The sequence below is a fragment of the Bifidobacterium oedipodis genome, assembly GCF_012932425.1.
GTDB classification, from domain to species: Bacteria; Actinomycetota; Actinomycetes; order Actinomycetales; family Bifidobacteriaceae; genus Bifidobacterium; species Bifidobacterium oedipodis.
The window spans coordinates 203,669-225,944 of the sequence record NZ_JAAIII010000005.1; the positions used below are offsets into that span (position 1 = coordinate 203,669).

Below are 22,276 nucleotides of genomic sequence, written 5' to 3' on the forward strand. Positions count from 1 at the left end.
TTCGCGGGATGACAACGAAGACAACCAATAACGCTTTCGCCGCAGAAAGGAACATCATCATGAAGGCCCTCGTTTTAACCGGTGTCAAGGAATTCGAACTGCAGGAACTGCCCACCCCCGAAATCGCACCCAATGAAGTGCTGGTGAATACTGCCTATGCCGGCGTGTGCGGCACGGATCACGACTTGTACGCCGGTCGCCCCGGCTCTGCCGCCGCAGTGCCTCCCATTGTGCTTGGGCATGAGAACTCTGGTGTTGTGGCCGCCGTCGGTGCGCAAGTGACCAACGTCAAAGTGGGTGACCGCGTAGCTGTCGATCCGAATATCTACTGCGGACAGTGCGAATTTTGCCTTACGCAACGGCCTGAGCTGTGCGACCATCTCTCCGCCGTGGGCGTCACTCGTGACGGTGGCTTGGCCGAACAGTTCACTGCCCCGGCCACCGTCGTCTACAAACTGCCCGACAACGTCTCCCTTAAGGATGCTGCCGCCATCGAACCGGTCTCCTGCGCCGTGCACGGCCTCGACCTGCTGAAGTTGCGCCCCTATCAGAAAGCACTGGTAATCGGCGACGGTTTCATGGGCCAGATTTTCGCCCAGCTCGTGCAGGCATATGGCGTGCATCAGGTCGATCTGGCTGGCATCTTCGATGACAAGCTCAATCGCAACAAGGAACTGTTCGGCGTCACCGAAACCTATAACACCACGCGCGAGGAGATCCCCGCCGATTCCTATGACGTGATCATCGAAGCCGTGGGCTTGCCGACCACCCAGGCGCAGGCGGTTGCCGCCGCCAAGAAGGGCGCGCAGGTGCTCATGTTCGGTGTCGGCCCGCAGGAGGCTCACTTCGAGATGAACACCTACGACATCTACAAGAAGCAGCTGACCATTCAGGGGTCCTTCATCAACCCGCTCACTTTCCGTGATGCCATCTCACTGGTGTCTGCCGGCAAGATGAACATCGGCGGTCTCATCAGCCATGAGCTGGACCTGAGCGAAGTCGAGGACTTCCTCAATGGCAAGTTCACCGGCGTCTCCAAGGCCGTCGTCAAGGTCGGCGATTTCGAATAATCGCCTCTGTCCTGTTCCCTGCCCGGGCTTTGGTCTGTAGCGCAAAGCCCATGTATGCTTGGCCGCCGGTTTCCCCTTTTTCGCCGACGGCCACACACTCGACTATTGGAAACCAACATAAGTAAGGCAGTCAATGATGACTTCGCAACCCAAACAGCTCATCGGTGATGTCGAACCCGACCGGCGTGACAACGGTACCGCAGTCGGCAAGCGCACTGCGCCGATGGGACTGACTATTAGCCTGTTCCTGCTGTCCCTGCCTCTCAACGCGCTGGGTAATGTACTCACTGCCGTCACATCCAACCGTGTTGCCGGGCCTGATGCCACAGCCTCATATCTGGGTGCCGCGTTCTGGACCGCCGGCGAATACAACATGGCCGACGTGTTTCCCTCATGGATGAATGTGGGCGGCATATGCAACGTGCAGTTTTGGTCGTTCTTTTTGGTGGGGCTTGTGGTAATCGCGGTGAACCAGCTGTTGGTCGGTCGTGTCAACTGGCTGCGCATCCTTGGCAACCTTGCCTTTCTGGTGCCGTTTTCCCTATTGGTTGGTGTATTCACCGACCTGCTGCTCGGCGTCTTCACGCCAGGCTGGAACGGTTTGCCTTATGCGGGCGATAGCATGGCCCTTCACTTGCTGTATATAGCGCTTAACTTTGGGGGAGTGGCTTTGATCGCCGTCGCCATCTCGCTCTACCAGCGTGCGAATATTGCCTTGCATCCAGCCGATGACCTTATGCAGATTCTGCGATTCAAATTCTGCAAGGGCAATGCGGCTCGGGCCATGTGGCTTTCCTATCTGCCGCCGGCGCTGGTGGCGATTGCCGCCATTGCGATACTGTCGGTGCGTGCTGGCGGGCTGACGGTCAACTATTTCGGCGTCGGTACGGTATTCGCCTTCTTGTTCCAAGGCGGCATCACCGGTTGGGCTGACAGACATGTCATACCGTCCTTCACTCACCAGGCGTTGGATGTCGGGTCGGTTGCCGGAGCTGCCGCAGATCGTGTGTCGCAGGTTGCACAGCATACAATCGAATTCATCGAACCTGTCGAACCTGTCGAACCGCAGCGTGCGGCGATGCCGGACGCGTGACACGAGCATTGCATGTTTTGCATGCGTGCCCTGCACAACAATATGTCGGCGAGCGATCGCCAATAATCAAAGGAGACTATCATGACCAAGCCAATGACCGCGTTCACCACTGATCTTCAGCATTCTGGCATGCCCGCCAAGGATTTGGACGAAACCATCAAGTTCTACACCGAAGTGCTCGGCTTCGAACTGGCCGGACTGTTCTATAACGGTGCCAACCGTTGTGCCTTCCTGCGCTACGGACATCTGACCATCGAAACTTGGGAGGGCGATCCTGCGCCGGGCATCACCGGGGCCATTAACCACTGGGCATTCGATACGCCGGATATCGAGGCCGCCTTCGCCAATGCCAAGGAGCTTGGGCTGAATTTCAAAGACACAGAAATTCAGCATATCGATAGCTTCTGGGACAACGGCATCCGCTACTTCAACGTCTACGGTCCCAACGGCGAAACCATCGAATTCTGCCAGATCGTGTGAGACTGGGAATCCTCGACTGCGCTGCGCTCCGCTGGGAATGACAGAGCATTCGTTAACCGGTATGTGCGAGAGCTACAGCCGACCGCAGATTTGGTTGACGTAGGGTTGGATGAAGCATAGGGCTGCGCCAATGGTGTTCTGATCGTCGGCGCAGCTGCTTTTGCGCAGTGTGAAATGTGCGGAGGGGAACGGGCTCAGCGCCTCGATGCGGTGCTTAAGATCAGCCAAATCGCGGTCATCGAGGTATTGCGCCGCTTCTCCTCCGATGATGATGTCGCCGGCGAGCACCGCGCGGATATTGGCCACGGACTGCGCCACATATCCTAACCATGCATCAAAGCGCCGCCGGTGTCCTCGCTCACCCTGTTCGAGTACTGAGAAGAAACCGGGCAGGCTTTCGCCATCTTCCATCAGTGTCTCCGGCGAGCATACTGTGTCCATGCAGCCGTGCTGACCGCAATAGCATTCCTCGCCGCCGGGCACAATCGTCATATGCTCAATCGTGCCGTTGCACAGATTCGGTCCGCGATAGAGTTGTCCGTTGACAATTACCGCGCCACCAGGCCGCCGCTCCAAATACACGCATACCGCGTCGGTGATCGAGGGGTCGAACCACAGCTCCGCCAAGGCTGAGGCATCGGAATCGTGAATCATGATTGTCGGCAGATGAATGCCTTGGCTTAAACGTTCCAAAGTCAGCCCAGTATTGCCAACGATCTGCCCGAAAGTGATGCTTGTGCCCTCTGCCGAAACAATGCCTTGGATGGAAAAAGCCACTCCCAACACGTGGCTGCCTTTGGTCTCCACAGTGTTGGCGAATTCGGTGACCAGCGCGCCGAGCCGGCTGTAGTAGGCATCGGTGTCGCGATAAGGCGTGGTTTTGGTTTTGCGCGCAAGCACGGTGCCTCGTAGGTCAATCGCCACCATGGTGATTGCGCTGGCTCGAGCGGACACCCCGATGGCAGCATAGGCCGACGGCATGAGTTCGTAGGTTTGTGCTTTGCGGCCACCCGTAGATTCCATCAATGTGCCAGGGCCGACCAGCCCCTCGTCGCCGAGCGTGCGAAGATTTGATGTGATGGTGGGCAGGCTGAGCCCGAGTTCACGCTCCAACGTTTGCTTGGTCACATCGTGATGGTGATAGATGAAGTCCATAATGGCGTGACGATTCGCCTGTTTCAATGTGGCAACGGATGCGGCCTTCATCGGCTTCCTCCTGATTCGTAACGTAATACTCTGAAGGTCTAGTTTAGCAAAGGCGTTTTGAAAAAGTCGTAACACCGTTTTTGCTTGTGTTTGCATGTGTGAGTGCGTATGAGCATGTGCATAGGTGAGGGCAGTTTTGTAAAATGACCTCTTAAATCTTTGCTTTCATGGTAAATATATCTACTATAGATTTGCAAAAGTAGTTTCTATAAGATATATTGAGCTATGTCAACTTCACAGTAGAAACGAACAAAAGTGACCAAATCAACGATTTGAACGACAATTCGAGCAAAAAACTAACGTGAATCGCACATAATTCGCGCAAATATAAACAAAAACAGCTCGACACGACGAACAAACACGAAGGTTGCTGAGTTCGATTACATTGTGAGGTAGGTCACAAGAAAATTGTGGCAACAAGTGAACATGCACTTTGCTACCAACCCCAAGCATTTCGAGGAGGAACCCAAGTGGCAGAAGCAAAGCAGAAGGTCGAAGAGACCAAGCCCACTCCGGAAGAGAAGAAGGCCGCTGCCGAGGCGGAGGTCGACGCACTCGTCCAGAAGGGTCTGAAGGCTCTTGACGAATTCGAGAATCTGGATCAGGCGCAGGTCGACCGCATCGTAGCCAAGGCCTCGGTCGCCGCGCTGAACAAGCATCTGGTGCTGGCCAAGATGGCCGTCGAGGAGACTGGCCGTGGCTTGGTGGAAGACAAGGCCACCAAGAACATCTTCGCCTGCGAGCACATTACCAACTATCTGGCCGGTCAGAAGACCGTCGGCATCATCCGCGAAGACGATGTGATGGGCGTTGACGAAGTGGCCGAGCCCGTCGGCGTTGTCGCCGGCGTCACCCCGGTTACCAACCCGACCTCCACCGCGATCTTCAAGTCCCTGATCGCACTGAAGACCCGCTGCCCGATCGTGTTCGGCTTCCACCCCGGCGCACAGAAGTGCTCCGTCGAAGCCGCGCGCATCGTGCGTGACGCCGCCATCGAGGCCGGTGCCCCTGAGAACTGTATTCAGTGGATCGAGCACCCCTCCATCGAGGCAACCGGCGCACTGATGAAGCACCCGGGCATCGCCACGATCCTGGCCACCGGCGGCCCGGGCATGGTCAAGGCCGCATACTCCTCCGGCAAGCCCGCCCTAGGCGTGGGCGCGGGCAACGCCCCGGCCTACGTGGACAACGACGTGGACATCGTGCGCGCCGCCAACGATCTGGTGCTTTCCAAGCACTTCGACTACGGCATGATCTGCGCCACCGAGCAGGCCATCATCGCCCACAAGGACGTCTACGCTCCGCTTATCGCCGAAATGAAGCGCCGCAAGGCCTACTTCGTGAACGCGGAGGAGAAGGCCAAGCTCGAGCAGTACATGTTCGGCTGCACCTCCGGCTCCGGCCAGAAGCCCGTCCTGAACTCCGTGGTGCCGGGCAAGTCCCCGCAGTACATCGCCAAGGCCGCCGGCTTCGAGATCCCCGAAGACGCCACCATCCTGTGCGCCGAGTGCTCCGAGGTGTCGGACAACGAACCGCTGACCCACGAGAAGCTCGCCCCGGTGCAGGCCGTGCTCAAGGCCGATAATAAGGAACAGGCCTTCGAGATGGCCGAGGCCATGCTCAAGCTCGGCGCCGGCCACACCGCCGCCATCCACACCAACAACCAGGAGCTCGTGCGCGAGTACGGCGTGCGCATGCACGCCTGCCGCATCATCTGGAACCAGCCTTCGTCCCTGGGCGGCATCGGCGATATCTACAACGCCATCGCCCCGTCGCTGACCCTGGGCTGCGGCTCCTACGGCGGCAACTCGGTGTCCGGCAACGTGCAGGCCGTGAACCTGATCAACATCAAGCGCATCGCTCGGAGGAACAACAACATGCAGTGGTTCAAGATCCCGGCCAAGACCTATTTCGAGCCGAACGCGATCAAGTACCTGCGCGACATGTTCGGCATCGAAAAGGCCGTCATCGTGTGCGACAAGGTCATGGAGCAGCTCGGCATCGTCGATAAGGTCATCGACCAGCTGCGCGCCCGCGCCAACAACGTCACCTTCCGCATCATCGACTACGTGGAGCCCGAGCCCTCGGTCGAAACCGTCGAGAAGGGCGCGGAGATGATGCGCGAGGAGTTCGAGCCCGACACCATCATCGCGGTCGGCGGCGGCTCCCCGATGGATGCGGCCAAGATCATGTGGCTGCTCTACGAGCACCCGGAAATCGCCTTCTCCGACGTGCGCGAGAAGTTCTTCGACATCCGCAAGCGCGCGTTCAAGATTCCGCCGCTGGGCAAGAAGGCCAAGCTCGTGTGCATCCCGACCTCGTCGGGCACCGGCTCCGAGGTCACCCCGTTCGCCGTAATCACCGACCACAAGACCGGCTACAAGTACCCGATCACCGACTACGCCCTGACCCCGTCCGTGGCCATCGTTGATCCGGTGCTGGCCCGCACTCAGCCGCGCAAGCTCGCCTCCGACGCCGGCTTCGACGCCCTGACCCACAGCTTCGAGGCCTATGTGTCCGTGTATGCCAACGACTTCACCGACGGCATGGCACTGCACGCGGCCAAGCTCATCTGGGACAACCTGGCCGAATCCGTCAACGGCGAGCCCGGCCTGGCCAAGACCGACGCCCAGGAGAAGATGCACAACGCCGCCACCATGGCCGGCATGGCCTTCGGCTCCGCGTTCCTCGGCATGTGCCACGGCATGGCCCACACCATCGGTGCCCTGTGCCACATCGCCCATGGCCGCACCAACTCCATCCTGCTGCCCTACGTGATCCGCTACAACGGCTCTGTGCCCGAGGAGCCCACCAGCTGGCCGAAGTACAACAAGTACATCGCCCCGGAGCGCTACCAGGACATCGCCCGCAACCTCGGCATCGACACCGGCAAGACCCCGGCCGAAGCCGTGGAGAACCTGGCGAAGGCCGTCGAGGACTACCGCGACAACAAGCTCGGCATGAACAAGAGCTTCCAGGACTGCGGTGTGGACGAGGACTACTTCTGGAGTGTGCTCGACCAGATCGGTATGCGCGCCTATGAGGATCAGTGCACCCCGGCCAACCCGCGTATCCCCATGATCAACGACATGAAGGATATCGCCATCGCTGCTTACTACGGCGTCAGCCAGGCCGAAGGCCACAAGCTGCGCGTTGAGCGCGAAGGCGAAGCCGCAACCGAGGAAGCCTCCCAGCGTTGATTGTCGTCCGTTAGTTCGGCCGATCCCGCTAACCCGGCGATAGCCTAACCACCCAGTGCCCTGACTCCCACCCACGGGAGCCAGGGCACTGTCGTAAGTATCGGCTGCCACCAATTTTGCGGCTGATGGAGTTTGCCCGCTTGTTGTAACGGTTCACCTGTAGAACTGCACGGTTCGCCTGTGGGTTTGTTACATAGGTACGTAAACAATCCGCAGGCGAATAGTGATAACTGACAGGAATTCCGTGCAAGTTCGCAGTTGAGCCGTGACAACTGACAGGTGAACTACCTACTACCTATAAGGTGTGAGTCATCCGTCTAGTTTGCCCTGAAGCCCACGTACGCCATGATTTGCACGTAGCTACAAGGCTGCGACACGCCCGGCTTCTCCTGTCCTACGCCAATGCTTGAATATTCAAGTTGCCTGATTTGGGCTCGCAAATTGGAATATAAAAAGCGAGCGCGAAGGCAGGGGACTACAACCTGTGGTTCTCAGCTATTCGCGCACTGATGTCGGATGACCGCCAGAACGATATACGTCACGTATGTCCAACGGAGGCCATGCGCGCCGGTGCCCCGGAAGAAGCAGGTTGGTAAACAGTACAACGAATATCGCTAGAAAGGGCGGACGGCAATGGCGGGACAGAAAATCCGCATCAGGCTTAAGTCCTATGACCACGAGGTCATCGACCAATCGGCGAAGAAGATCGTCGAAACGGTGACGAACGCGGGCGCAACTGTTGTTGGCCCCGTTCCGCTGCCGACCGAGAAGAACGTCTTTTGTGTTATCCGTTCTCCTCACAAGTACAAGGATTCTCGCGAGCACTTCGAGATGCGCACTCATAAGCGCCTCATCGACATCGTGGACCCGACCCCCAAGGCCGTGGATTCCCTGATGCACATCGATCTGCCTGCAGATGTCAACATCGAGATCAAGCTGTAAGGGAGGGGGAAGCACAATGTCTAATCGCAAGGCTCTGCTGGGCAAGAAGCTCGGCATGTCTCAGGTGTGGGACGAGAACGGCTTCTTCGTGCCCGTCACCTTGATCGACGTCAACACCAACGTGGTGACCGCCGTCAAGACCGAGGAAACCGATGGCTACAAGGCCGTCCAGCTCGGCTACGGCGCCATCGACCCCACCAAGGTGACCAAGCCCCTGGCTGGCCACTTTGCCAAGGCCGGCGTCACCCCGCGTCGCCACCTCGCTGAGGTGCGCACCGACAATGTCGACGAGTTCCAGGTCGGTCAGGAACTGACCGCCGAACTGTTCGAGGAAGGCGCCGAGGTCGATGTGACCGGCACCACCAAGGGCAAGGGCTTCGCCGGCACCATCAAGCGTTGGGGCTTCAAGTCCTACCGCCGTTCTCACGGTTCCCACAAGAACGAGCGTCGTCCCGGTTCTGTGGGCGCATGCGCCACTCCGTCTCGTATCCTCAGGGGTAAGAAGATGGCCGGTCGCATGGGTCATGTCACCTCCACCGTGCAGAACCTCACCATCGTTTCCGCTGATGTCGAGAACGGCATCCTCGCTGTCAAGGGCGCCATCCCCGGCCCCAAGGGCGGTCTCGTTCTCGTCCGTTCGGCTGTGAAGGGAGCCTGATAAACCATGGCAAACGTTACTCTGAACGTCACCGACGCCAAGGGCCAGGCCACCGGCACCGTTGAGGCCCCCGCTGAGCTCTTCGGCTACTCCGCCGAAGACGTGAAGGCCCACATCCCGCTGATCCACCAGGTTGTCATCGCCCAGCTCGCTGCTGCTCGCGCTGGCACCCACGCCACCAAGACTCGTGGCATGGTCTCCGGCGGCGGCAAGAAGCCGTGGAAGCAGAAGGGCACCGGTCGTGCTCGTCAGGGCTCCATCCGCGCTCCTCAGTGGTACCACGGCGGCACCGTGTTCGGCCCGCAGCCGCGTGACTACTCTCAGCGCACCCCCAAGAAGATGAAGGCCGCTGCTCTGCGCTACATCCTCTCCGATCGCGCCAACGCCGGCCGCATCGCCGTGGTTGACTTCGGTATCACCGAGCCGTCCACCAAGGCTGCCATCGCCGCGCTCAACCCGATCACCGGTGACAAGTTCACCACCGTGGTGTTCACTCGCGACAACATCAACGAGTGGCTGTCCGTGCGCAACATCCCGACCGTTCACCCGATTTTCGTCGATCAGCTCAACACGTACGACGTGGTTACCTCGCAGTACGTGGTCTTCACCAAGGAAGCCCTCGAGGCTTTCGTGGCTGCCAAGACCGAGCCGAAGGAGGCCTGATTTAGATGGTCGCTATTCACAAGCCCGCTCACGACGTGATTCTTAAGCCCGTCGTTTCCGAGAAGAGCTACGCCGCTTCCGACCGTGGCCAGTACACCTTCGTGGTTGCCCCGGATTCGAACAAGGTGCAGATCAAGCAGGCAATTGAAGAGATCTTCAAGGTCAAGGTGACGAGCGTCAACACCCTCAACCGCGCTGGCAAGAAGCAGCGCACCCGCACCGGTTTCGGTCAGCGTGTCTCCCAGAAGCGCGCTATCGTGACCGTCGCCGAGGGCCAGACGATCGACATCTTCGGCAACTGAAGGCTAGCCGAGAAAAGTTAAAGGAAGAACTATATTATGGCTATCCGCGTTTATAAGCCGACGTCCGCAGGCCGCCGCAACGCGTCTGTGTCGGATTTCTCCGATCTGACCCGTTCCACGCCTGAGAAGTCGCTGGTTCGCAAGAACTCCAAGACCGGCGGTCGTAACTCCTACGGCCGTATCACCTCCCGCCATCGCGGTGGTGGCCACAAGCGTCAGTACCGTCTCATCGACTTCAAGCGTTGGGACAAGGACGGCGTGCCCGCCAAGGTTGCCGAGATCGAATACGATCCGAACCGTTCCGCCCGTATCGCCCTCCTGCACTTCGCAGATGGCGAGAAGCGCTACATCATCGCGCCGAAGGGTGTCAAGCAGGGCGACGTCATCGAGACTGGTGCTCAGGCTGATATCAAGCCGGGCAACAACCTGCCGCTGAAGAACATCCCGACCGGTACCGTGGTTCACGCTATTGAGCTCCGCCCGCTGGGTGGCGCCAAGATCGCTCGTTCCGCCGGCACCTCCGTCCAGCTCGTCGCCAAGGATGGCGCCTACGCCCAGCTGCGTATGCCCTCCGGCGAAATTCGCAACGTCGACGCGAACTGCCGCGCCACTGTTGGTGAGGTCGGCAACGAAGACCACGCCAACATCCAGCTTGGCAAGGCCGGCCGCGCTCGTTGGATCGGTCATCGTCCGATCACCCGTGGTGAGTCCATGAACCCGGTCGACCACCCGCACGGCGGTCGTACCCGCGGTGGCAAGCCGCCGGTCTCCCCGTGGGGCAAGGGCGAAGTTCGTACTCGTCGTCCGAAGAAGGCTTCGAACAAGATGATTGTTCGTCGTCGTCCGAATGGCAAGAACCGCAAGTAAGGGAGTATCGAGAAGATGACTCGTAGCATCAAGAAGGGCCCCTTCGTCGACGCCCACTTGCAGAAGAAAGTCGACGAGCAGAACGAGAAGGGCACCCACAACGTCATCAAGACGTGGTCCCGTCGTTCGATGATCACCCCTGATTTCATCGGACACACCTTCGCCGTTCACGATGGTCGCAAGCATGTCCCGGTGTTCGTCACCGAGGCCATGGTTGGTCACAAGCTGGGTGAGTTCGCCCCCACGAAGACCTTCAAGGGTCACGTGAAGGACGACAAGAAAGCCCGCCGTTAAGGATAAGGAACAAGAACATGGAAGCTAAAGCAATCGCTCGTCACGTCCGCGTGACGCCGCGCAAGGCTCGCCGCATGGTCGACCTCATCCGCGGCAAGAAGGCGACCGAAGCCATCACCATTTTGAAGTTCGCCCCCCAGGCTGCGGCCCTGCCGGTTCGCAAGACCTTGGAGAGCGCCATCGCCAACGCTCGCACTAAGGCCGATCAGGCCGGTGAGCCGTTCCGCGAGAACGACCTGGTCATCAAGGAGACCTACGTTGATGAAGGCGTGACCCTCAAGCGCTTCCGCGCTCGTGCTCAGGGCCGTGCTGCTCGCATCAACAAGCGCACCTCCCACATCACGGTCGTCGTGGCTAACAAGGAAGGAGCCCGCTAAAGATGGGTCAGAAGATCAATCCGTTTGGCTACCGTCTGGGCATCACCGAGAACCACCGCTCCAAGTGGTTCTCCGATTCCAACAAGGCCGGCGAACGCTACCGCGACTTCGTCCTCGAGGATGATCAGATCCGCAAGGAGATGAGCAAGGACCTCGAGCGCGCAGGCGTGTCCCGCATCATCATCGAGCGCACCCGCGACCGCGTCCGCGTGGACATTCACACCGCCCGCCCGGGCATCGTGATCGGTCGTCGTGGCGCTGAGGCTGAGCGTGTTCGCGCCAAGCTCGAGAAGATGACCGGCAAGCAGGTTCAGCTCAACATCTTCGAAGTCAAGAACGCCGCGCTGGACGCCCAGCTCGTCGCTCAGGGCATCGCCGAGCAGCTGACCAACCGCGTCACCTTCCGTCGTGCCATGCGCAAGGCTCAGCAGGACGCCATGCGCGCCGGTGCCAAGGGTATCCGCATCAAGCTCTCCGGCCGTCTCGGCGGCGCGGAAATGAGCCGTTCCGAGTTCTACCGCGAGGGCCGCGTTCCGCTGCAGACCCTCCGTGCCCTCATCGATTACGGCTTCTTCGAGGCCAAGACCACCTACGGCCGTATCGGCGTGAAGGTGTGGATCTACAAGGGCGATATGACCGAATCCGAGTTCGAAGAGCAGCAGGCTGCCCAGAACAACCGTCAGGGCCGTCGTGGCGGTGATCGCCGTCCGCGCCGTGGCAACCGTCAGGCCGCAGCCCAGGCCAACGCCGAGGCCCCCAAGGCCGAAGCTCCGGCCCAGGCCGCTGAAGCTGCAGAAACTAAGGAGTGAGCAAGAATGCTTATCCCCAAGAGGACTAAGTACCGCAAGCAGCACCGTCCTGTGCGCTCTGGCATGTCCAAGGGCGGCAACGAGATCAACTTCGGTGATTTCGCCATCCAGGCTCTGGCTCCGGCCTACGTGACCAACCGCCAGATCGAAGCCGCTCGTATCGCCATGACCCGCTACATCAAGCGTGGCGGTCGTGTGTGGATCACCATCTTCCCGGATCGCCCGCTGACCAAGCACGCTCTTGGTGCTCGAATGGGTTCCGGTAAGGGTGCCCCCGAGTTCTGGGTCGCCAACGTTCGCCCCGGTCGCGTGATGTTCGAAATCGGCGGCGTGTCTGAGGATGTCGCTCGCGAGGCTCTGCGCCGCGCTATCGACAAGCTCCCCATGAAGTGCCGTGTTATCGCTCGTGAAGGTGGTGATATCTGATGGCAATCGGTACCGCTGATTACTCCATCAAGAATCTCAACGAGAAGACCAATGAGGAGATTGAGGGCTTCCTGAAGAAGTCCAAGGAAGAGCTGTTCAACCTGCGCTTCCAGCACGCCACTGGTCAGCTCGAGAACACTGCCCGTCTCAAGGCCGTCAAGCGCGACATCGCCCGCATGTACACCGTGCTGCGCGAACGCGAGCTTGGCATCGGTCAGGAGCCGGCCGCTACGGAAGCTAAGGAGAACTGATCATGGCTGAAGAGCGCAATTTCCGCAAGGTTCGCCGCGGCTATGTCGTGTCCGATGCCATGGACAAGACCATCGCCGTTGAGCTCGAAAAGCGTTCGACCCACCCGCTGTACGGCAAGGTCGTTCGTTCCACCAAGAAGGTCAAGGCCCATGATGAACACAACGAAGCCCACGTTGGCGACCTTGTGAGTATTATGGAGACTCGGCCTCTGAGCAAGACCAAGCGCTGGCGTCTCGAATCCATTATCGAGCGCGCCAAGTAAGTAAAGTTCGGCAAGGCTCCGCGTACATTGCGGCACTCTTGGCCCCTTAAGGGCGGGGAGTGCCGCAGTGTGCGGGGAGAACCAGCTCGGCTAAGGAGAATCAATGATTCAGCAGGAAACGCGGCTTCATGTCGCCGACAACACGGGTGCGAAGGAACTCCTCGCCATCCGAGTGCTCGGCGGATCGAAGCGACGCTATGCCGGCATCGGCGACGTGATCGTCGCCTCCGTCAAGGACGCCATTCCTGGCGGGTCGGTCAAGAAGGGCGACGTGGTTAAGGCTGTCGTCGTCCGTACTGTCAAGGAATCCCGCCGTGCGGATGGTTCCTACATCAAGTTCGACGAGAACGCCGCCGTCATTCTCGGCTCCGGCCGTGAACCGAAGGGCACTCGTATCTTCGGACCGGTTGGTCGTGAACTGCGCGAGCACAAGTTCATGAAGATCGTGTCCCTCGCCCCGGAGGTGATCTGAGATGGTAGCCAAGATCAAGAGCGGCGACCTCGTTAAGGTCATCCGCGGCAAGGATAAGGGCAAGGAAGGCACCGTCAAGCAGGTGCTGCCCAACGATCGACTGATCGTCGAAGGCGTGCAGATCGTCAAGAAGCACGTTCGCGCCACCCAGCAGGGCCAGCAGGCCGGCATCGTCTCCGTCGAGGCGCCGATCCATCGCTCCAACGTGATGGTCGTCGATCCGGAGACCAAGCAGCCGACCCGCGTTGGCGTTATCGTCAAGGAAGAGGCGCGTGACGGCAAGGTCAAGACCGTGCGCGTGCGCGTCGCCAAGAAGTCCGGAAAGGAGCTGGCATGACCGATACTACTGTCGAAGCGCCGGCCACCCCGCGCTTGAAGGTCAAGTACAACGAGCAGATCATCCCTGAGCTCGAGAAGGAGTTCGGTTACTCCAACCCGATGCAGATCGCTCGCGTCCAGAAGATTGTCGTCTCCATGGGTGTGGGTGCCGCTGCCCGCGACTCCAAGCTCATCGAAGGCGCTGTCAAGGATCTGACCCTGATCACCGGCCAGAAGCCGAAGATCACCAAGGCCAAGAAATCCGTCGCTCAGTTCCACCTGCGTGAAGGCCAGGCCATCGGCGCATACGTCACCCTGCGTGGCGACCGTATGTGGGAATTCCTTGATCGTCTGCTGACCCTGGCGCTGCCCCGCATCCGCGACTTCCGCGGCATCAACGGCCACCAGTTCGATGGCCAGGGCAACTACAACTTTGGTCTCACCGAGCAGTCCATGTTCCACGAGATCGATCCTGATTCGATCGATCATCAGCGTGGTATGGACATCACCGTGGTGACCTCCACCAAGGACGACAAGGAAGCTTACGCGCTGCTCAAGCACCTCGGCTTCCCCTTCAAGGAGAACTGATATGGCAAAAACCGCTCTGAAGAACAAGGCGGCCGCAAAGCCGAAGTTCAAGGTGCGCGCCTACACGCGCTGCCAGGTCTGCGGTCGTCCCCACTCCGTCTACCGCAAGTTCGGCCTGTGCCGCATCTGCCTTCGCGAGAAGGCCCACCGCGGCGAGCTGCCCGGAGTTACGAAGTCCAGTTGGTAAACATCGACGCTGAAGGTCCGCGGCCCCAGACTTCCCTGCACTAGGGGAGCGGGGCGGCGGAAACCACGGCGAGAAAGGGCAACAAGCCCAAATGACAATGACAGATCCGATCGCAGACATGCTCACGCGTCTGCGTAACGCGAGCGCGGCCAAGCACGAAACCGTGGATATGCCGTACTCCAAGTTCAAGGCGAACATCGCCGAGATCCTGAAGCGCGAAGGCTTTATCAAGGACTTCTCCGCTAAGGAAGCCAAGGTCGGCCAGACTCTTGAGGTCACCCTCAAGTACGGTCCGAACGGTGAGCGTTCCATTCAGGGCATCAAGCGCATCTCCAAGCCGGGCCTTCGTCGTTACGCGAAGTCCGACTCCCTGCCGATGCCGCTCGGTGGTCTGGGTATCGCCATCATCTCGACCTCCTCGGGACTGCTGACTCAGAAGGAATGCCTCGACCGAGGCATTGGCGGCGAAATTGTCGCCTACGTGTGGTGAGAAAGGAGAGCTGAAACATGGCATCGCATATTGGTAAGCTCCCCATCGCCATCCCTGCTGGCGTTGAAGTCAAGATCGAAGGTCAGTCCTTCTCCGCCAAGGGCGCGAAGGGCACTGACTCCTACGAGATCCCGGAAGGCATCACCGCTGCCGTCGAAGGCAACGAGATCGTCCTCACCCCGGCTGATGACCTGCGTCCGACCCGTGCCAAGCACGGTCTGGCCCGCTCCATCATGGCCGGCATGGTCAAGGGTGTGCACGATGGCTACTCCAAGACCCTTGAGATCGTCGGCACCGGTTACCGCGCCGTCGCCAAGGGCCAGGGCATCGAGTTCTTCCTCGGATACTCCCACACCATCACCGTCAACCCGCCCGAAGGCATCACGCTGAAGGTTACCGATCCGACCCACGTGGTCGTCGAAGGTACCGACAAGCAGGCTGTGGGTCAGGTTGCCGCCAACATCCGCAAGCTGCGCGCTCCGGAACCCTACAAGGGCAAGGGCGTCAAGTACGCCGACGAGCACATCCTGCGCAAGGCTGGAAAGGCTGGTAAGTGATATGAGCGTCAAGATTCTCGGAAAAGGCAAGAAGGCTGCTCTGCAGCGCCGTCATGCTCGTCTCCGCAAGCGCATCTCCGGTACCGCCGAGCGTCCGCGCCTGGTGGTCACCCGCTCCAACCGCCACATGGTTGCCCAGGTGGTCGACGACACCAAGGGCATGACCCTCGTGTCCGCCTCCACCCTGCAGGCCGACTTCGCCGGCTTCGAGGGCACCAAGGTCGAGGCCGCCAAGAAGGTCGGCGAGCTGATTGCTGAGAAGGCCAAGGCCGCCGGCATCACCGAGGTTGTGTTCGACCGCGGTGGCAACAAGTACACCGGTCGCGTCGCAGCCGTTGCTGAAGGCGCCCGTGAGGGAGGTCTGGCACTGTGAGCGACATCGAAACGAAGGAAACCCAAGTGGCTGAAGAAACTCAGAACACTGCGGCAACCGAATCCAACAACGAGGATCGTCGCGGCAACCGTCGTGGCAACCGCGGTGAAGGCCGTCGCGGCGAGCGTCGCAACCGTCGTGAAGAGAACCACGGCGACGAGCTGCTCGATCGCGTGGTGACCATCAACCGCGTGTCCAAGACCCACAAGGGTGGTCGTACGTTCAGCTTCGCCGCCCTCGTGGTGGTCGGCGACGGCAACGGCACCGTGGGTGTCGGCTACGGCAAGTCCCGTGAAGTTCCTGCCGCTATCGCCAAGGGCCAGCTCGACGCCAAGAAGCACATGTTCACTGTGCCTCGCGTCCGCGGCACCATCACCCACCCGGTTCAGGGTCACGACGCCGCCGGCACTGTGCTGCTGCGTCCGGCCGCCCCGGGTACCGGTGTAATCGCCGGCGGTTCCGTGCGCGCCGTCATGGAGTGCGCAGGCATCACCGACGTGCTGTCCAAGTCCATGGGTTCCGCCACCGCGGTTAACGTGGTGCGCGCCACCGTGGATGCCCTCAAGCAGCTCGAAGAGCCCGAAGAGATCGCCGCCCGTCGTGGCCTGGCCCTCAACGAGGTTGCTCCCGATGCCCTGCTGCGCGCTCGCGCCGCCGGCATCGCCGAGGCCCGCAAGGCTCGTGAAGAGGCTGCCGCCAAGGCCGCCCAAGCGCAGAAGGATGGTGAGTGAGCATGGCTAACCTGAAGATTACGCTGCACCACGGCCTCGTGAACCGTACGCCGAAGCAGCGCGCCACCGCGCACACCCTCGGCCTCAACAAGATCGGCAAGACCGTGATTCGCGAGGACACCCCGGCCAACCGTGGTCTGGTGAACGTGGTGCGTCACCTGGTCACCGTCGAGGAGGTTGACTGATTATGGCAGATAACGAAATCCTGCAGATGCACGATCTGAAGCCTGCCCCGGGTGCCAACAAGGACCGCATTCGTGTGGGCCGTGGTGAAGGCTCCAAGGGTAAGACCTCTGGTCGTGGCGCCAAGGGTCAGACCAAGCGCAACCACGTGCGTCCGGGCTTTGAAGGCGGCCAGCTGCCGACCTACATGCGCCTGCCGAAGCTGCGTGGCTTCAAGAACCCGTTCAAGACCGAGTTCCAGGTCATCAACATCGCTCGTCTGGTCGAGGTCTTCCCGGCCGGCGGCGAAGTGACCGTCGAAGAGCTCGTCGCCAAGGGCGCCGTGCGCAACGGCTACCCGGTGAAGGTTCTGGGCGATGGCGAGACCACCGTGGCATTCACCCTCAAGGGCATCAAGGCTTCGGCTTCCGCCAAGGCCAAGATCGAAGCCGCTGGCGGCTCTGTCTCCGAGGACTAAAATCCACGGGGATGACCCAAGCATAGAAGTTACCCCCGCCCGCATTTGATCGCGGACGGGGGTAACGTCGTCTTTGCGCCCATACAGCGCCTATGCGCACATCTCGTTGCCATGCAACGCAAATCATCGGCATATCGCCAGTCCTGTCATCAACGGACAACCCCCGTCATTCTGAACGCGGCGGAATATCATCCATCTCTCGCGGCTGGAAGGTGCTTCACTGCCGTTCAGCATGACGATATCGTATCGTTCATGAACATCCAGTACACAGCAAACATTTACGAGACGTTCAGTGCCATAAGTAGGCACGTTAGACTATGCTCGTTCGATAGTTTGTGTATTTTCAATCACTCCGGGTGTGTTATAGGGAGGAAACTCAGGTGAGGACACTAATCCAGGCCCTGAAGACCAAGGAACTGAGGAAGAAGATTCTCTTCGTCCTCTTCATCATCATTATTTATCGCATCGGTTCGTTCATCCCCACCCCGGGTGTGGACTACAACGTGGTCAACGAATGCATGGCCAAGATGGGCTCCGGCAGCCAGGAGAACTTCATCGGACTGGTGAACCTGTTCTCCGGTGGTGCCATGCTCCAGCTGTCCATCTTCGCACTGGGCGTGATGCCGTACATCACCGCATCCATTGTGATCCAGCTGCTGCGCGTGGTGATTCCGCGCTTCGAAGCGCTGCACAAGGAAGGCCAGTCCGGTGAGGCAAAGCTCACCCAGTACACGCGTTACCTGACCATCGGCCTGGCGGTGCTTCAGTCCACCACCATTCTGGTGACCGCCCGCTCCGGCGCGCTGTTCAACTACGCCTGCGATCAGGTCATCCCCGACGGCTCCGTGTGGAACCTCGTCGTTATGGTGCTGATCATGACCGGCGGTACCGGCCTGATCATGTGGATGGCCGAATTGGTGACCGATAAGGGCATCGGCCAGGGTATGTCTGTGTTGATCTTCATGTCCATTTGCTCCGGCTTCCTGCCGCAGCTGTGGGAGATCGGTTGGGGCACGAACGGCACCGATGGCAACTGGTGGAAGTTCGGCATCGTCGTGGGCGTGCTGGTCGTTATCCTCATCTTCGTTGACTTCGTGGAACTGTCGCAGCGTCGTATCCCGGTGCAGTACACCCGCCGTATGATCGGCCGCAAGATGTACGGTGGCTCCTCCACCTACCTACCGCTGAAGGTCAATATGTCTGGCGTTATCCCGCCGATCTTCGCCTCCTCGATCCTGGCCATCCCGACTCTGATCGCCCAGTTCGGCGACTCTGATCAGGCATGGGTCAAGTGGATCAACTCCAACCTGGCGAACACCACCAGCGTGTGGTACATCGCGCTGTACGCGCTGATGATCGTGTTCTTCTGCTTCTTCTACACGTCGATCACGTTCAACCCGGACGAGACCGCCGACAACATGAAGCAGTACGGTGGCTTCATCCCCGGCATCCGCGCCGGCAACGCCACCAGCCGCTACCTGACTTATGTGATGAACCGACTCAACACCGTCGGTGCCGTCTACCTGCTGTTCGTGGCCCTGATCCCGACCGTGCTGATCATGGCTCTCGGCCTCAACACCCAGCTGCCGTTCGGTGGCACCACCATCCTGATCATCGCGGGCGTCGGCCTCGACACCCTGCGTCAGGCCAAGGCCCAGACCGAGCAGTTCCAGTACGCCGGATTCCTGTTCGAGAACACGAGCCACACCGAGGGCTGAGGCTCTCAACCCACAACCATTCAGTAATCCAATTACGTGCAAAGGAAAACCATCATGCGCATGTTGATCATGGGCCCCCAGGGCGTCGGCAAGGGCACCCAGGCCGCGCTGCTCGCCGAGCACTATGGCATCCCCACCATCTCCACCGGCGACATCTTCCGCTACAACATCAAGAACAAGACCGAACTCGGTCTTGAAGCCATGAGCTACACCGACAAGGGTGAGCTGGTTCCGGACGAACTGACCAACAAGATCGTCAAGGACCGTCTGGCCATGGACGATGTCAAGAACGGTTGGATTCTCGACGGCTACCCGCGCAACGCCTCCCAGGTTGTGGCGCTGGACGCCATGCTCGAAGACCTCGGCACCCCGCTGGACGCCGTGGTTGCTCTCGACGCCAACCATGATGTGCTTATGCACCGCATGGCCAAGCGTGCCGAAGAGCAGGGCCGCACCGACGATACGCCGGAGGTCATTGCCAAGCGTCTTGAGACCTATGCCAAGGAGACCGCTCCGCTGCTGGACACCTACGCCTCGCGCGGACAGCTCGTCGCCATCGACGGCGAGGGTGACGTCGACGCCATCCAGGCCAACATCGTCGCCGCTCTCGACGCTCGCTGAATTTAGGTACTGATACACAAGAGGGACTCCAAACCGACACGCCGTGTGCTGGTTTGGGGCCCCTCTTGTGTATTCTTGCAAGTTGGTGTGTTTTCAGGGGTAATTACGCCTCACTAAACACAACAGTGTAATCGTCCAAAGGATAGGAACTTCAGGCGCATGGCAAAAGACGGTGTGATCGAAGTCGAAGGTCAGGTAGTGGAGGCACTGCCGAACGCGATGTTCCGCGTTGAACTGGAGAACAAGCATATTGTGCTTGCTACCATCTCCGGCAAGATGCGTAAGAACTACATTCGCATCCTTCCCCAGGATCGTGTCGTACTGGAAATGAGCCCGTACGACCTCAACCGCGGACGTATTACGTACCGCTATAAGTAAAGGTACAAGTAAAGGAAAACCATGAAGGTCAGCCCTAGTGTGAAGAGGATCTGCGAAAACTGCCGCGTGATCCGTCGTCACGGCCGCGTCATGGTGATCTGCGTCAACCCGCGCCACAAGCAGCGCCAGGGCTGAGCAGATTCCAGCGGCACTAAGTAAACAAGGCACTCAATCACAGTGCTTCCCTCTGGGAACGACACTGAACCACGGGTACGTAGGCCCGTGCCGGGGAACCGGACGAATGGGTGCAAGACCTACGTTAACCAGAAGGAATCGCAATGGCACGTCTTGCCGGAGTCGACATCCCCAATGAGAAGCGCATCGAGATCGCCCTCACCTATATTTTCGGTGTGGGTCGCACTCGTGCCAAGGAAACGCTTGCCGCGACCGGTGTGAACCCGGATACCCGCGTCAAGGATCTGACTGACGAGCAGCTCATCACGCTGCGTGACTACCTCGAAGCCAACTACAAGATCGAGGGTGACCTGCGTCGTGAAATCGACGCGGATATTCGTCGCAAGATTCAGATCAACTGCTACCAAGGCCAGCGTCACCGTAAGGGACTTCCTGTGCGCGGTCAGCGCACCAAGACCAACGCTCGCACCCGCAAGGGCCCGAAGCGCACGGTTGCCGGAAAGAAGAAGGCCACCAAGTAATCGGTGGCATGTTCCAGACCACGGGATGAACAATCCCATCGCCTGGACGTCAAACAGATAAGTTCGTTACTAGGAAACGAGGGTCAATGGCAGCGCCTAAGCAAGCCGCTCGTAAGCCCCGTCGTCGCGATCGTAAGTCGATCCCGGTCGGCCAGGCTCACATCAAGTCCACTTTCAACAACACGATCATCTCGATCACCGATCCGTCCGGCGCCGTGGTGTCCTGGGCCTCCGGTGGCGATGTCGGCTTCAAGGGCTCCCGCAAGTCCACGCCGTACGCCGCTGGTATGGCTGCTGAGTCCGCCGCCCGCAAGGCGATGGAGCACGGTGTCAAGAAGGTCGACGTGTTCGTCAAGGGCCCGGGTTCCGGTCGTGAAACCGCCATCCGCTCCCTGCAGTCCGCGGGCCTTGAGGTCGGTTCCATCACCGACGTCACCCCGCAAGCCCACAACGGCGTTCGTCCTCCGAAGCGTCGTCGCGTCTGAGCACTCAGCAATACCAAACCAATCCAAAACCGCCTGACCGGTGAGTGCACCACCGAGTTCAAGCTGAAAGGATAACCACAGTGCTTATTGCACAGCGTCCGACTCTGACCGAGGAATCTCTGAATCCGCAGCGCTCCCGCTTCACCATCGAGCCGCTTGAGCCTGGCTTCGGCTATACGCTCGGCAACTCGCTGCGTCGCACGCTGCTGAGCTCCATCCCCGGTGCTGCCGTGACCTCCGTGCGTATCTCCGGCGCCCTGCATGAGTTCACCACTCTGCCGGGCGTGCAGGAGGATGTCACCGAGATCCTGCTCAACATCAAGGGCATCGTGCTCACCAGCGAGTACGACGAGCCTGTGGTCATGTATCTGCGTAAGAGTGGCAAGGGCGAGGCAGTCGCCGGGGATATCACCCCGCCGGCTGGCGTCACCATCGCCAATCCTGACAAGCACATCGCAACCCTCGCTGAGGATGGCGAGCTCGAAATCGAGTTCACCGTCGAGCGTGGCCGTGGCTATGTGCCCGCGCAGATGAACAAGAGCGACAATGATGAAATCGGCCGCATCCCGGTTGATTCCATCTACTCCCCGGTGCTCAAGGTGAGCTACAAGGTCGAGGCCACCCGTGTCGAACAGCGCACGGACTTCGACAAGCTCATTCTGGACGTGGAGACCAAGCCCGCCATCTCCCCGCGTGATGCGGTGGCTTCCGCCGGTTCGACCCTGGTCGAGCTGTTCGGCCTGTGCCGTGAGCTCAACACCCAGGCCGAAGGCGTCGAGGTTGGCCCGGCCCCGGTGGCTGAGGAATCCAACCCCGAGATGGCTGTTCCGATCGAGGATCTCAACCTTACGCAGCGCAGCTACAACTGCCTCAAGCGTGAGGGCATCCACACCATCGGTGAGCTCGTCTCCCACACCGAGCAGGATCTGCTCGACATTCGCAATTTCGGTATGAAGTCGATCGATGAAGTCAAGGAAAAGCTGCAGACCCTGGGTCTGAGCCTTAAGGCTTCGCCGATGGCCTTCGACACCAATAACCTCGAAGGTGGCACCTTCTTCTCGCCTGAGGACGAGTGATCAGCCACTTTTGACCAACCGCCCGTTGTGAATGGGCTGCGGATGTTCGGGCATATGCCCACCTGCAGCCCTAACGGACAATAAG

Annotated in this window: 33 protein-coding genes; 32 read left to right on the forward strand and 1 reads right to left on the reverse strand. The window is 59.8% G+C overall.

Going from position 1 to position 22,276, the window contains the following annotated elements; translation table 11 throughout:
- Positions 1 to 59 precede the first annotated feature (59 nt).
- From G1C95_RS09235 to G1C95_RS09245, 3 genes are all read left to right on the forward strand, one after another.
- Positions 60 to 1,070, forward strand: a complete 1,011-nt coding sequence (locus G1C95_RS09235; RefSeq protein ID WP_169172711.1) for a zinc-dependent alcohol dehydrogenase family protein — start codon at positions 60 to 62, stop codon at positions 1,068 to 1,070.
- A gap of 133 nt (positions 1,071 to 1,203) precedes the next feature.
- On the forward strand, positions 1,204 to 2,163 hold the full coding sequence (locus G1C95_RS09240) for a DUF6198 family protein (protein WP_205832795.1): 960 nt from the start codon (positions 1,204 to 1,206) through the stop codon (positions 2,161 to 2,163).
- A gap of 81 nt (positions 2,164 to 2,244) precedes the next feature.
- Positions 2,245 to 2,643 carry a VOC family protein gene (locus G1C95_RS09245; protein WP_169172658.1) on the forward strand — a complete coding sequence of 133 codons (399 nt, stop codon included), beginning with the start codon at positions 2,245 to 2,247 and terminating at the stop codon, positions 2,641 to 2,643.
- A 72-nt stretch (positions 2,644 to 2,715) separates the two neighbouring features.
- On the opposite strand, the gene G1C95_RS09250 is transcribed toward G1C95_RS09245, so the two are convergent.
- Positions 2,716 to 3,849 carry an ROK family transcriptional regulator gene (locus tag G1C95_RS09250; RefSeq protein WP_169172659.1) on the reverse strand — a complete coding sequence of 378 codons (1,134 nt, stop codon included), beginning with the start codon at positions 3,847 to 3,849 and terminating at the stop codon, positions 2,716 to 2,718.
- A gap of 470 nt (positions 3,850 to 4,319) precedes the next feature.
- Here G1C95_RS09250 and adhE point away from each other — a divergent pair, with 470 nt between their 5' ends.
- The 29 genes from adhE (at position 4,320) to G1C95_RS09395 (ending at position 22,191) form a co-directional block, all read left to right on the forward strand.
- Positions 4,320 to 7,049: a bifunctional acetaldehyde-CoA/alcohol dehydrogenase gene (gene adhE, locus G1C95_RS09255; RefSeq protein ID WP_169172660.1), complete on the forward strand. Its 2,730-nt coding sequence runs from the start codon at positions 4,320 to 4,322 to the stop codon at positions 7,047 to 7,049.
- A gap of 633 nt (positions 7,050 to 7,682) precedes the next feature.
- Positions 7,683 to 7,991: a 30S ribosomal protein S10 gene (gene rpsJ / locus G1C95_RS09260; RefSeq protein WP_003827292.1), complete on the forward strand. Its 309-nt coding sequence runs from the start codon at positions 7,683 to 7,685 to the stop codon at positions 7,989 to 7,991.
- A 16-nt stretch (positions 7,992 to 8,007) separates the two neighbouring features.
- A complete protein-coding gene (rplC, locus tag G1C95_RS09265; protein ID WP_169172661.1) occupies positions 8,008 to 8,649 on the forward strand; it encodes a 50S ribosomal protein L3 in 642 nt (213 codons plus the stop codon).
- Between the two features lie 6 nt (positions 8,650 to 8,655).
- Complete coding sequence (gene rplD / locus G1C95_RS09270) at positions 8,656 to 9,312, forward strand: 50S ribosomal protein L4 (protein ID WP_169172662.1); 657 nt, start codon at positions 8,656 to 8,658, stop codon at positions 9,310 to 9,312.
- A gap of 5 nt (positions 9,313 to 9,317) precedes the next feature.
- Entirely contained in the window at positions 9,318 to 9,614 is a 297-nt protein-coding gene (gene rplW / locus G1C95_RS09275; protein WP_169172663.1) for a 50S ribosomal protein L23, read from the forward strand.
- Positions 9,615 to 9,650: 36 nt separating this feature from the next.
- The gene (gene rplB / locus G1C95_RS09280) at positions 9,651 to 10,481 is read left to right on the forward strand and encodes a 50S ribosomal protein L2 (protein ID WP_169172664.1); all 831 of its coding nucleotides are present in this window, start codon (positions 9,651 to 9,653) and stop codon (positions 10,479 to 10,481) included.
- 15 nt (positions 10,482 to 10,496) lie between these two features.
- Positions 10,497 to 10,775, forward strand: coding sequence for a 30S ribosomal protein S19 (rpsS, locus tag G1C95_RS09285; RefSeq protein WP_015450968.1), 279 nt, complete (start codon positions 10,497 to 10,499; stop codon positions 10,773 to 10,775).
- A 17-nt stretch (positions 10,776 to 10,792) separates the two neighbouring features.
- Positions 10,793 to 11,152, forward strand: a complete 360-nt coding sequence (rplV, locus tag G1C95_RS09290) for a 50S ribosomal protein L22 (RefSeq protein ID WP_169172665.1) — start codon at positions 10,793 to 10,795, stop codon at positions 11,150 to 11,152.
- Positions 11,153 to 11,154: 2 nt separating this feature from the next.
- Positions 11,155 to 11,961: a 30S ribosomal protein S3 gene (rpsC, locus tag G1C95_RS09295; RefSeq protein WP_169172666.1), complete on the forward strand. Its 807-nt coding sequence runs from the start codon at positions 11,155 to 11,157 to the stop codon at positions 11,959 to 11,961.
- A gap of 6 nt (positions 11,962 to 11,967) precedes the next feature.
- Positions 11,968 to 12,387 (forward strand): 50S ribosomal protein L16, encoded by a 420-nt coding sequence (rplP, locus tag G1C95_RS09300; protein WP_169172667.1) that lies wholly within the window; start codon positions 11,968 to 11,970, stop codon positions 12,385 to 12,387.
- A complete protein-coding gene (gene rpmC / locus G1C95_RS09305; protein WP_169172668.1) occupies positions 12,387 to 12,638 on the forward strand; it encodes a 50S ribosomal protein L29 in 252 nt (83 codons plus the stop codon). The genes rplP and rpmC overlap by 1 nt, the downstream gene beginning before the upstream one ends.
- Before the next feature lie 2 nt (positions 12,639 to 12,640).
- The gene (rpsQ, locus tag G1C95_RS09310; RefSeq protein ID WP_169172669.1) at positions 12,641 to 12,901 is read left to right on the forward strand and encodes a 30S ribosomal protein S17; all 261 of its coding nucleotides are present in this window, start codon (positions 12,641 to 12,643) and stop codon (positions 12,899 to 12,901) included.
- A gap of 103 nt (positions 12,902 to 13,004) precedes the next feature.
- Positions 13,005 to 13,373, forward strand: a complete 369-nt coding sequence (gene rplN / locus G1C95_RS09315) for a 50S ribosomal protein L14 (RefSeq protein ID WP_003829893.1) — start codon at positions 13,005 to 13,007, stop codon at positions 13,371 to 13,373.
- Position 13,374: 1 nt separating this feature from the next.
- Entirely contained in the window at positions 13,375 to 13,710 is a 336-nt protein-coding gene (gene rplX, locus G1C95_RS09320; protein ID WP_169172670.1) for a 50S ribosomal protein L24, read from the forward strand.
- Positions 13,707 to 14,279 carry a 50S ribosomal protein L5 gene (gene rplE / locus G1C95_RS09325; RefSeq protein WP_169172671.1) on the forward strand — a complete coding sequence of 191 codons (573 nt, stop codon included), beginning with the start codon at positions 13,707 to 13,709 and terminating at the stop codon, positions 14,277 to 14,279. The genes rplX and rplE overlap by 4 nt, the downstream gene beginning before the upstream one ends.
- A 1-nt stretch (position 14,280) precedes the next feature.
- Positions 14,281 to 14,466, forward strand: a complete 186-nt coding sequence (locus G1C95_RS09330) for a type Z 30S ribosomal protein S14 (protein ID WP_003808046.1) — start codon at positions 14,281 to 14,283, stop codon at positions 14,464 to 14,466.
- 91 nt (positions 14,467 to 14,557) lie between these two features.
- Positions 14,558 to 14,956 (forward strand): 30S ribosomal protein S8, encoded by a 399-nt coding sequence (gene rpsH / locus G1C95_RS09335; protein WP_169172672.1) that lies wholly within the window; start codon positions 14,558 to 14,560, stop codon positions 14,954 to 14,956.
- 17 nt (positions 14,957 to 14,973) lie between these two features.
- Positions 14,974 to 15,513: a 50S ribosomal protein L6 gene (gene rplF, locus G1C95_RS09340; RefSeq protein ID WP_169172673.1), complete on the forward strand. Its 540-nt coding sequence runs from the start codon at positions 14,974 to 14,976 to the stop codon at positions 15,511 to 15,513.
- Between the two features lies 1 nt (position 15,514).
- Positions 15,515 to 15,886, forward strand: coding sequence for a 50S ribosomal protein L18 (rplR, locus tag G1C95_RS09345; RefSeq protein ID WP_169172674.1), 372 nt, complete (start codon positions 15,515 to 15,517; stop codon positions 15,884 to 15,886).
- Positions 15,883 to 16,617 (forward strand): 30S ribosomal protein S5, encoded by a 735-nt coding sequence (gene rpsE / locus G1C95_RS09350; RefSeq protein ID WP_169172675.1) that lies wholly within the window; start codon positions 15,883 to 15,885, stop codon positions 16,615 to 16,617. The genes rplR and rpsE overlap by 4 nt, the downstream gene beginning before the upstream one ends.
- Positions 16,618 to 16,619: 2 nt before the next feature.
- Positions 16,620 to 16,802 carry a 50S ribosomal protein L30 gene (gene rpmD, locus G1C95_RS09355; protein ID WP_169172676.1) on the forward strand — a complete coding sequence of 61 codons (183 nt, stop codon included), beginning with the start codon at positions 16,620 to 16,622 and terminating at the stop codon, positions 16,800 to 16,802.
- A gap of 2 nt (positions 16,803 to 16,804) precedes the next feature.
- Positions 16,805 to 17,257, forward strand: a complete 453-nt coding sequence (gene rplO, locus G1C95_RS09360; RefSeq protein WP_169172677.1) for a 50S ribosomal protein L15 — start codon at positions 16,805 to 16,807, stop codon at positions 17,255 to 17,257.
- Between the two features lie 380 nt (positions 17,258 to 17,637).
- Positions 17,638 to 18,975, forward strand: a complete 1,338-nt coding sequence (gene secY / locus G1C95_RS09365; protein ID WP_169172678.1) for a preprotein translocase subunit SecY — start codon at positions 17,638 to 17,640, stop codon at positions 18,973 to 18,975.
- Between the two features lie 54 nt (positions 18,976 to 19,029).
- Positions 19,030 to 19,596, forward strand: a complete 567-nt coding sequence (locus tag G1C95_RS09370; protein ID WP_169172679.1) for an adenylate kinase — start codon at positions 19,030 to 19,032, stop codon at positions 19,594 to 19,596.
- A 159-nt stretch (positions 19,597 to 19,755) separates the two neighbouring features.
- A complete protein-coding gene (gene infA, locus G1C95_RS09375) occupies positions 19,756 to 19,974 on the forward strand; it encodes a translation initiation factor IF-1 (protein WP_003808114.1) in 219 nt (72 codons plus the stop codon).
- A gap of 21 nt (positions 19,975 to 19,995) precedes the next feature.
- Positions 19,996 to 20,109: a 50S ribosomal protein L36 gene (gene rpmJ / locus G1C95_RS09380; protein ID WP_003808136.1), complete on the forward strand. Its 114-nt coding sequence runs from the start codon at positions 19,996 to 19,998 to the stop codon at positions 20,107 to 20,109.
- Between the two features lie 143 nt (positions 20,110 to 20,252).
- Entirely contained in the window at positions 20,253 to 20,630 is a 378-nt protein-coding gene (gene rpsM / locus G1C95_RS09385) for a 30S ribosomal protein S13 (RefSeq protein ID WP_169172680.1), read from the forward strand.
- 86 nt (positions 20,631 to 20,716) lie between these two features.
- On the forward strand, positions 20,717 to 21,115 hold the full coding sequence (rpsK, locus tag G1C95_RS09390; RefSeq protein WP_003814580.1) for a 30S ribosomal protein S11: 399 nt from the start codon (positions 20,717 to 20,719) through the stop codon (positions 21,113 to 21,115).
- An 80-nt stretch (positions 21,116 to 21,195) separates the two neighbouring features.
- A complete protein-coding gene (locus G1C95_RS09395; protein WP_169172681.1) occupies positions 21,196 to 22,191 on the forward strand; it encodes a DNA-directed RNA polymerase subunit alpha in 996 nt (331 codons plus the stop codon).
- Positions 22,192 to 22,276: the final 85 nt, after the last annotated feature.

What these genes read in the sequence shown, in the direction of transcription:
- G1C95_RS09245 (WP_169172658.1), top strand. Translation starts at nt 2,245, where the DNA reads ATGACCAAGCCAATGACCGCGTTCACCACTGATCTTCAGCATTCTGGC.
- rpmJ (WP_003808136.1), top strand. Translation starts at nt 19,996, where the DNA reads ATGAAGGTCAGCCCTAGTGTGAAGAGGATCTGCGAAAACTGCCGCGTG.
- rplF (WP_169172673.1), top strand. Translation starts at nt 14,974, where the DNA reads ATGGCATCGCATATTGGTAAGCTCCCCATCGCCATCCCTGCTGGCGTT.
- rplC (WP_169172661.1), top strand. Translation starts at nt 8,008, where the DNA reads ATGTCTAATCGCAAGGCTCTGCTGGGCAAGAAGCTCGGCATGTCTCAG.
- rplE (WP_169172671.1), top strand. Translation starts at nt 13,707, where the DNA reads ATGACCGATACTACTGTCGAAGCGCCGGCCACCCCGCGCTTGAAGGTC.
- rplO (WP_169172677.1), top strand. Translation starts at nt 16,805, where the DNA reads ATGGCAGATAACGAAATCCTGCAGATGCACGATCTGAAGCCTGCCCCG.
- rpsS (WP_015450968.1), top strand. Translation starts at nt 10,497, where the DNA reads ATGACTCGTAGCATCAAGAAGGGCCCCTTCGTCGACGCCCACTTGCAG.
- G1C95_RS09330 (WP_003808046.1), top strand. Translation starts at nt 14,281, where the DNA reads ATGGCAAAAACCGCTCTGAAGAACAAGGCGGCCGCAAAGCCGAAGTTC.
- rpsK (WP_003814580.1), top strand. Translation starts at nt 20,717, where the DNA reads ATGGCAGCGCCTAAGCAAGCCGCTCGTAAGCCCCGTCGTCGCGATCGT.
- rplN (WP_003829893.1), top strand. Translation starts at nt 13,005, where the DNA reads ATGATTCAGCAGGAAACGCGGCTTCATGTCGCCGACAACACGGGTGCG.
- rplD (WP_169172662.1), top strand. Translation starts at nt 8,656, where the DNA reads ATGGCAAACGTTACTCTGAACGTCACCGACGCCAAGGGCCAGGCCACC.
- rplV (WP_169172665.1), top strand. Translation starts at nt 10,793, where the DNA reads ATGGAAGCTAAAGCAATCGCTCGTCACGTCCGCGTGACGCCGCGCAAG.
- rpsQ (WP_169172669.1), top strand. Translation starts at nt 12,641, where the DNA reads ATGGCTGAAGAGCGCAATTTCCGCAAGGTTCGCCGCGGCTATGTCGTG.
- G1C95_RS09240 (WP_205832795.1), top strand. Translation starts at nt 1,204, where the DNA reads ATGATGACTTCGCAACCCAAACAGCTCATCGGTGATGTCGAACCCGAC.
- rpmC (WP_169172668.1), top strand. Translation starts at nt 12,387, where the DNA reads ATGGCAATCGGTACCGCTGATTACTCCATCAAGAATCTCAACGAGAAG.
- rplX (WP_169172670.1), top strand. Translation starts at nt 13,375, where the DNA reads ATGGTAGCCAAGATCAAGAGCGGCGACCTCGTTAAGGTCATCCGCGGC.
- rpsC (WP_169172666.1), top strand. Translation starts at nt 11,155, where the DNA reads ATGGGTCAGAAGATCAATCCGTTTGGCTACCGTCTGGGCATCACCGAG.
- G1C95_RS09235 (WP_169172711.1), top strand. Translation starts at nt 60, where the DNA reads ATGAAGGCCCTCGTTTTAACCGGTGTCAAGGAATTCGAACTGCAGGAA.
- rpsJ (WP_003827292.1), top strand. Translation starts at nt 7,683, where the DNA reads ATGGCGGGACAGAAAATCCGCATCAGGCTTAAGTCCTATGACCACGAG.
- rplR (WP_169172674.1), top strand. Translation starts at nt 15,515, where the DNA reads ATGAGCGTCAAGATTCTCGGAAAAGGCAAGAAGGCTGCTCTGCAGCGC.
- rpsH (WP_169172672.1), top strand. Translation starts at nt 14,558, where the DNA reads ATGACAATGACAGATCCGATCGCAGACATGCTCACGCGTCTGCGTAAC.
- G1C95_RS09250 (WP_169172659.1), bottom strand. Translation starts at nt 3,849, where the DNA reads ATGAAGGCCGCATCCGTTGCCACATTGAAACAGGCGAATCGTCACGCC.
- rplB (WP_169172664.1), top strand. Translation starts at nt 9,651, where the DNA reads ATGGCTATCCGCGTTTATAAGCCGACGTCCGCAGGCCGCCGCAACGCG.
- rplW (WP_169172663.1), top strand. Translation starts at nt 9,318, where the DNA reads ATGGTCGCTATTCACAAGCCCGCTCACGACGTGATTCTTAAGCCCGTC.
- rpmD (WP_169172676.1), top strand. Translation starts at nt 16,620, where the DNA reads ATGGCTAACCTGAAGATTACGCTGCACCACGGCCTCGTGAACCGTACG.
- rpsM (WP_169172680.1), top strand. Translation starts at nt 20,253, where the DNA reads ATGGCACGTCTTGCCGGAGTCGACATCCCCAATGAGAAGCGCATCGAG.
- rplP (WP_169172667.1), top strand. Translation starts at nt 11,968, where the DNA reads ATGCTTATCCCCAAGAGGACTAAGTACCGCAAGCAGCACCGTCCTGTG.
- G1C95_RS09370 (WP_169172679.1), top strand. Translation starts at nt 19,030, where the DNA reads ATGCGCATGTTGATCATGGGCCCCCAGGGCGTCGGCAAGGGCACCCAG.
- infA (WP_003808114.1), top strand. Translation starts at nt 19,756, where the DNA reads ATGGCAAAAGACGGTGTGATCGAAGTCGAAGGTCAGGTAGTGGAGGCA.